General features: G+C 66.9%; 9 protein-coding genes. 1 reads left to right on the top strand and 8 read right to left on the bottom strand.

Features of this window, described 5'->3' with window-relative positions; all coding sequences use genetic code 11:
* Positions 1-121 precede the first annotated feature (121 nt).
* The gene (flgA, locus tag ACUJB0_RS31260) at positions 122-871 is read left to right on the top strand and encodes a flagellar basal body P-ring formation chaperone FlgA (protein WP_444848667.1); all 750 of its coding nucleotides are present in this window, start codon (positions 122-124) and stop codon (positions 869-871) included.
* Here flgA and ACUJB0_RS31265 read toward each other — a convergent pair.
* The 8 genes from ACUJB0_RS31265 to ACUJB0_RS31300 form a co-directional block, all read right to left on the bottom strand.
* Entirely contained in the window at positions 852-1,625 is a 774-nt protein-coding gene (locus tag ACUJB0_RS31265) for a glycoside hydrolase family 73 protein (protein ID WP_444848668.1), read from the bottom strand. The two genes, flgA and ACUJB0_RS31265, sit on opposite strands and share 20 nt — an antisense overlap.
* Positions 1,612-2,061 carry a flagellar export chaperone FlgN gene (flgN, locus tag ACUJB0_RS31270; RefSeq protein WP_444848669.1) on the bottom strand — a complete coding sequence of 150 codons (450 nt, stop codon included), beginning with the start codon at positions 2,059-2,061 and terminating at the stop codon, positions 1,612-1,614. The genes ACUJB0_RS31265 and flgN overlap by 14 nt, the downstream gene beginning before the upstream one ends.
* A complete protein-coding gene (flgM, locus tag ACUJB0_RS31275) occupies positions 2,058-2,333 on the bottom strand; it encodes a flagellar biosynthesis anti-sigma factor FlgM (protein ID WP_161091808.1) in 276 nt (91 codons plus the stop codon). Before flgM ends, flgN begins: the two co-directional genes overlap by 4 nt.
* Positions 2,334-2,371: 38 nt before the next feature.
* Positions 2,372-3,394: a flagellar motor protein MotB gene (locus ACUJB0_RS31280; protein WP_444848670.1), complete on the bottom strand. Its 1,023-nt coding sequence runs from the start codon at positions 3,392-3,394 to the stop codon at positions 2,372-2,374.
* Complete coding sequence (gene motA / locus ACUJB0_RS31285; protein ID WP_117011420.1) at positions 3,378-4,298, bottom strand: flagellar motor stator protein MotA; 921 nt, start codon at positions 4,296-4,298, stop codon at positions 3,378-3,380. The genes ACUJB0_RS31280 and motA overlap by 17 nt, the downstream gene beginning before the upstream one ends.
* 54 nt (positions 4,299-4,352) lie before the next feature.
* Positions 4,353-5,090: a FliA/WhiG family RNA polymerase sigma factor gene (locus ACUJB0_RS31290; RefSeq protein ID WP_161087490.1), complete on the bottom strand. Its 738-nt coding sequence runs from the start codon at positions 5,088-5,090 to the stop codon at positions 4,353-4,355.
* 45 nt (positions 5,091-5,135) lie between these two features.
* A complete protein-coding gene (locus ACUJB0_RS31295) occupies positions 5,136-5,621 on the bottom strand; it encodes a flagellar basal body-associated FliL family protein (RefSeq protein ID WP_444848671.1) in 486 nt (161 codons plus the stop codon).
* Positions 5,622-5,637: 16 nt separating this feature from the next.
* Positions 5,638-6,503: flagellar hook-length control protein FliK (locus ACUJB0_RS31300; protein WP_444848672.1), on the bottom strand; the 866-nt coding region annotated here is incomplete at its 5' end.

The following is a 6,503-nucleotide window of genomic DNA, read 5'->3' on the forward strand; positions in this document are numbered from 1 at the left end:
AGCATTGCTGTAAAACGATGTTGCATGAGTGAAAACCGCCGGCGCCGGGGTAGAATGGCGCCCGGGCGCATCATCCGCCCAACACGTTACGGCTCCCGGCATCATAGTAGAGGTATTGCCCATGTTCAACAAAAGTATTGTAACCGCTTTGCGTGCAATGTTGCTGTTTTGCACTTCATTTTCTGCAGCAAGTTCCGCGACCGGTCCGACCAGCGCCGAACAAGTGCCGCTGGCGGTGGAGGCCGCGGCGCGCACCCATGTGCAACGCTGGGCCGACAGCAGCGGGCTGGTGGAACCCAAATTCGAGCTCACCGTGGTGCGCGGAAGCAGGCCGCTAGCCCCTTGCAGCCACGCTGTGACGGTTGAAGCGCTCGATACGCGGCTGCCGAGCCGCATGCGTTTCGCCGCCGTTTGCGACGGCGCCGACGGCTGGCGGTACGAGTTTGTGGTGCGCGCGCAGGTCTCGGCGCGCATTGCGATCATGGCAAGCGATGTTCCGTCAGGAAAAATTCTGACAGATGAAGATGTGTTGCTGGAGCGCCACGACATCTCCGGTTTGACCGACAGCGTGTCCGATCCGCAGGAAGTGGTGGGGTTGGCTGGCCGGCGCGCGCTGCGCAGCGGCGAAGTGTTGCGGATGGCCTTGCTGAGCGCGCCGACCGTGGTCAAGCGCGGCGACGCGGTGCGCATCGTGGCCAGGCGCGACGAGATCGAGGTCAGCATGGGAGCCGAGGCGCTGGACAACGGCGCGCGCGGCACCATGGTGCGGGTGCGCAACGCCAACGGTACCGTGATCCGCGCCAGGGTGACGGGCGCGGCGACGGTGGAGCCTGTCGATATGCCCGGTTCCACTAGTTCCCCGACGCAGTGAGCTTGCCGCCGGCGTGTTGCAGCTGCGCCGCCAGCTTGCTGAGTTTGTCCGCGTAGTGCGGATCGGTGGCGTAGCCGCCTTGCGCCAGCCCGTGGGCGAAGGCGCGGGCGTCGCTGCCGGTGTTGAGCGCAGCCTGGTAGCGCGGGTTGGCGGTCAGCAGATCGGCGTAGTCGCGGAAGGCGCTGGCGGTGTCGGGATAGCTGCGGAAGCGCTCGACCTTTTTCAGCATGGCGCCGTGTTCGAATTCGGTGGTGGTGGCGGCCGCGACCGCGCCTTGCCAGCCGCCGCCGGCCTTGATGCCGAACAGGTTGTTGCTGTCGGCGCCGCCCTGGCGCAGCGGATTGCGGCCCCAGCCCGATTCCAGCGCCGCATGCGCGGCGACGATGTCGGGCGAGACGCCCAGCTTGCCGGCGGTTTCCTCGGCCCAGGGCTTGATCGAGGCCAGGAATTGCTGTTGGGCGTCGGTGTCGGCGCCGCCGTCGATCGCGCCGGCGCCCTGGTGGCGCAAGGCCATCGCCTGCAGGTTCATGGCCGGGGTGGTGCCGTTGGCGCCATCGGCGGCCGGGGCAGGGGAGCTGAAGCCGCCGCCCTGCGCGATGAAGGCGCTGACGTCGTGCTGGACTTGCTGGAAGGTGGAGGCGAACGCCCCCGCCGACGCCATGCCGCCCAGCGCCGCGGTCGGGCGGCTGGGCGTCATGTTCGATACGGTGGCAGCCGTGGGTGCGGTCGATTGCATCCGGTCAAGCTGGTGCATAGATCTGCTCCTCGCCATGCAGCACGCGCTGCATGATGCTGTACTGCTCTACCAGCAAGTCGCTATTGCGCTTGCCCAAACGCTTGCATTCGATAACCATCTGTTCCAACGTGTTCCAGTCGTTCTCCATTCTCTCCCGTGCCGAATTTTTCAGCAAGGCAAAAGCCTGCAACATGGTGGCTGACGGGCCAAGTAGACGTTGTACCAGCGCAACGCGCTGCGTGCGGCGCGCCTGCATCACGTCCACCAGCGCGGAAATGGCCTCGGCCACGGCGGTCAGTTGCGGCCCCTTGTGGCGCAGGGCGGCGTCGAATTGCTGGTCCAGCAGGCCGCGCAGCTCGGCGTAGGCCAGCAGGTCGTCGGCCACGCCGGCCAGCAACTGGCGCATGGCGTCCTGGCGCGAGGTCGGGCTGGTCAAGCTTGCCGCATCGCTCACTTCTCGCTCCCGTGGAAGCGCTGGATCAGGCCGGCCAGCTTGGCCGGGTCGAACGGCAGCTCGCCCTTGGCCAGGGCGTCGCGCAGCATGTCGACTTTTTCCTGGTCGATTTCCGGCATCTCGCGCATCGCCTGCAGCGCCGGCTGCATCACCGCCGACTGCAGCGGCGCCTGCACGGCTGGCGGCGCGACCGCCTCGGCGGCTTCGGCCGGGGCCGCCTCCGCCACGCGCTGGACGGCGACGCCGTCCGGACTTCCTGTGGAGATTCTCATACGTGTGCCTCGGGTTGGCTTGGTTTCCATACGTCGTATTATTTGTTGCGGCGCGGGTCGCGCAGCGGGCTGGCGCCGCCGAGCTTGCTGCGCAGTTTTTCCAGCAGGGTGGCGTCGGGCAGCGCCGTGTCGACATCCTCGGTCAGCGCGCTGCTGCCCTCCGGCATGCCGAACATGGTGGCGATCGACTTGGCCTGCGCCGTGGTCAAAATCAGTAATTCGATGCGGCGGTTGACGCCGGCGTCGGCGCGCTTGGTGTCGAGCGGCGCGCGGTCGGCCATGCCCACCACCTGCAGCACCGATTCCGGGTTCATGGTGCCGGCCAGCAGCTGCGAGCGGGCCGACATGGCGCGGTTGGCCGACAGCGTCCAGTTGGAGAAGGCCGCGTAGCTGCGGTCGGCGTACTGCAGCGAATCGGTGTGGCCGACAATCAGCATCTGGTTCTCCATCTGCCGGAACAGCGGACCCATCTTGCGCAGCAGCGCGCGGAACTTGTCGGTCGGCACGGCCGAGCCGCGCATGAACATGCCCTGGTGGTCGGTGTCGTGCAGCATCACGCGCAGGCCGTAGGGCGTGATCACGGATTCCAGGTTGCTGGTCAGGCCGGCCTCGGCGCTCATCTTGGTCAGCGCCTTGGACAGCGCCGCCAGGTCGCTCGGGCTGTCGTACTTGATCTTGGGCGACTCGACCACCGGCTCGGCCTCGCCGGTGACCCTGGTGTTGGCCTCGCCCTTGGCCTTGAAGTCGCCCGGTTCCTCGGTGCTGCCGGTGTGCGGCATCGGGAAGCGGTCGATCAGGCTGCCGCGCGGGCCGCCCACCTGCTCGGGCATGACGCCCTTGCCCTGGTCGGTCTTGGCGCCGTCGGCCTCGGTCAGGATCTGCTCGAGCGATTCGAAGTTGCGGGCCGCCATCAGCCACAGCACCAGGAACAAACACATCAGCGCCAGGCAGAAGTCCGCGAAGGCTACCTTCCAGGCGCCGCCGTGGTCGTCGTGCTTGTGCTTGCCACCGCCGCGCTTGACGATGGTTTGCTCGTGGCCCTTGTCATGCGACTTTAGCACCGCGGCCTCCTCTGCGCGAGCTGTCCTCGGCCGGCGCGCTGTCGCGGCCTTCCAGGTCGTTGATCCAGCGTTCCAGCTGGGCGAAGCTCGGCTTGATGTTCAGCTGCACCAGGCGGCGGCCGGCGTCGATCGCCAGCAGCGGCGGCTTGCCGGCCACGTGCGTCACCAGCACCACCTTGACGGTTTCCTTGTTGGACGCTTCCTGGTTGACCAGCTGCTTCATCATGCTGGAGATCGGATCGAGGATGCCGTAGCAGAAGAAAATACCGATGAAGGTGCCGACCATGGCGGCGCCGACGTGCTCGGCGATCTCGCCCGAGGTCGCGCCTTCGCTCACGGTGTTCATGGTGATCACGATGCCCAGCACGGCGGCCAGAATACCGAAGCCCGGCATCGCCTCGCCGATCTTGGCCAGCGACTTGGCCGGCTGTTCGAGCTCGGTGTGGATGGCTTCCAGTTCCTGCTCCAGCACGCCTTCGAGCTCGTGGGCGTTGATCTTACCCATCGCCATCAGGCGGAAGTTGTCAACGATGAAGGCCAGCAGCTTGGGCTCCTCCAGCACGCGCGGGTAGCGCTGGAACAGCGGGCTGTCCTTTGGGGCCTCGACGTGGGCGTCGAGCGCCTTCAGGCCGCCGGCGGCCAGCTGCAGCAGCTCGTACATCAGCAGCAGCAACTGGCGCTGGAATTCGGAGTCGTATTTTTTGCGGAACACGATCTTCTTGATCTGGGTGACCGCCTCCTTCAGCACGTGGCTGGGGTTGCCGATCACCAGCGCGCCGAAGCCCGCGCCGGCAATCACGATCAGCTCGATCGGTTGCCAGATCTGATGGAAAGCCCCGCCCATCATGAAGAAGCCGCCGAAGACGCTGCCTAAAACTATGAGTATGCCGACTATTTGCTGCATGATGATTCGCCTTTCCGCGTCATTTTTCTAATCTTGCCTTGCGCCCGCTCTGGATCAGGCGTTTTGCAATACTGCCTTCATCTTGCCCAGGGCCGCCTTGTTGAGCTGACAGACGCGGGCGTCGGTCAGGTCCAGCACGGCGGCGATTTCCTTGTAGCTGAGCTCGAATTCGTAATACATCTGGACCACCCGCTGCTCGCGCTCGTCGAGGCCGCGCAGCGCCTGCTCCAGGCTGCGGCGCACCACCAGCTGGTCCTCCGGGCTGGGCGCGCTGTCGTTGCTGACGCTGTCCTGCAGCACCTCGTCGAAGCTGGCGATCAGCTCGGCGTTCTCGTCCATCTGGTAAGCCTGGTAGGCCTCGGGCGTGAGCTTCAGGCCGCTCATGATCTCCTGCTCGCTCGGTTCATGGCCCAGCGTGCGGGTCAGCGCGCGCACGGCGTCGCGCAGCTTGTGGCTTTGCTGGCGCACCGCGCGCGGACGCCAGTCCTGGCGGCGCAGCTCGTCAAGGATGGCGCCGCGCACCCGCAGGCTGGCGTAGCTGCCGAAGGCGCCGTCCGGCTCGCCGTAGCGGCGCAGCGCCTCCAGCAGGCCCATCAGGCCGATCTGTTCCATGTCGTCGCGGTCGATGGCGCCGGCGATCTGCGAATTGAGCTGGCGCACGATGCGCTTGACCAGCGGCGCGTAGGCCAGCAGGTGTTTTTGCTCGTCGGCCACGCTGTGCGCGACCGGCGCGACGCCGGGCTCGCCGTAACTTTCGGCGTAGGCGTCCGCGAATTGCTCTACATAGGCCATGCCCGCTCCAGTGCTCGCTTCACTCGTTTTCATGCTGGCCGCAAGCTACTCAATGATCAGCTTGCCGATCATGACTTCGTTGAAAGGCTTTTCCCGGCCTTCGTGCTCATAGGTCGCGTCGAAGGCCTTGTTCAGCTCGGCCGCGAACTGGTCGATGGTCATCACTTGCGCGGTGGCCATCGGCAGGTTGGACAGCGTGCGCACCGCCACGCTGCGCAGCAGCGGCAACTGTTCCTTGGCTTCCTTTTCCTTCTTCTCGGTGGTGGTGATCACCAGGTCGGCCGACATGTAGTGCGACAGCGTGTCGCCGGGTTGGCGCTTGAGCATGATGACCACTTTGTCCACCGTCAGGTATTTCGGTGCCGACTTGTCGTCGCTTTTTTTCTCTTCCTTCTTGGCCGGCTTCTTGGCCGACTTGCCGTCGGCTTCCGTCGCCGGCTCGTCCTTGCCCTTCGAGATGTACCAGACTGCGCCGCCGGCAACCGCTGCGCCCACTACGGCCACCAGCGCCAGCGTTATGATCATTTTCATGTTCTTCATCTACTGATTACTCCCGCTCGGACGTCATGGCAAAGGTGGTCGTGTCGTCGTCGGCCAGGGCGCGGCCCGGCGCGCGGCCCTGGTCCTGCTCGCGCTGCTGGCCGTTGCGCCCGCCGCTGTCGGCCTGGGCCTGGGCGCGCGAGGACGACACGGTGACCGAGACGTCGGCGTACTGCCGGGTCGACAGATCCTGGCGCACGCTGTCGCCGATGGTGTTCAGCTGGCGCAGCACCTCGCTGTGGTTGGCGCTCAGGTTCACCTGCAGCGAGCCGGCGCTGTGGCGGATCGAAATTTCGATGCTGCCCATATTGGGCGGTTCCAGCCGGATCACGGCGTGGTCGTTATTGCGTTGCAGCTGCACTTGCAGGCGGTCGCCCAGCGCCTCGCGCAGCGGCTGCTGCCACTGGTCCGGCGCGCCGGCCAGCTTGACCACGGCGGCAGGCGCCGGCGCGGCGGTCTGCGGCGCCTGGCTGAAGCCGACGCTGTTGCCGACCGGCGTCGGGGCGGGCGCGCTGGCCCGGCCGAGGCTGTCGTCCTTGGCGGCGGCGGCCGTGACGGCGGCGGTGGTGGCGCTGGCGTTGTAATCGGTGCTGTCGCCGGCGGCGCTGGCCGCGTCGGCGCTGCGCGGGGCCACGCGCGGCAGGGCCGGCGTGAAGGCCGCGCTCAGCAGCGGTGCGTCGGCCGGCGCCGGGCTGGCGGCGGACGCGGCCGGAGCAGGGGCGGCCGTGGCCGGCGTATCCGACTGGCTCTGCTGGGCTTGCGCGCCCAGCGCGGCGCTGTTGGCCATGACGTAAATGTTTTGCGGCGTGACGACCTGCGCGGTGTTGACCGGGGCCGGCGCCGGGGCGGCAGCGGCGGCGGGCGCGTCGGCGG

This window comes from Duganella caerulea, assembly GCF_040362985.1.
In the GTDB taxonomy this organism is placed as follows: domain Bacteria; phylum Pseudomonadota; class Gammaproteobacteria; order Burkholderiales; family Burkholderiaceae_D; genus Rugamonas; species Rugamonas vulcania.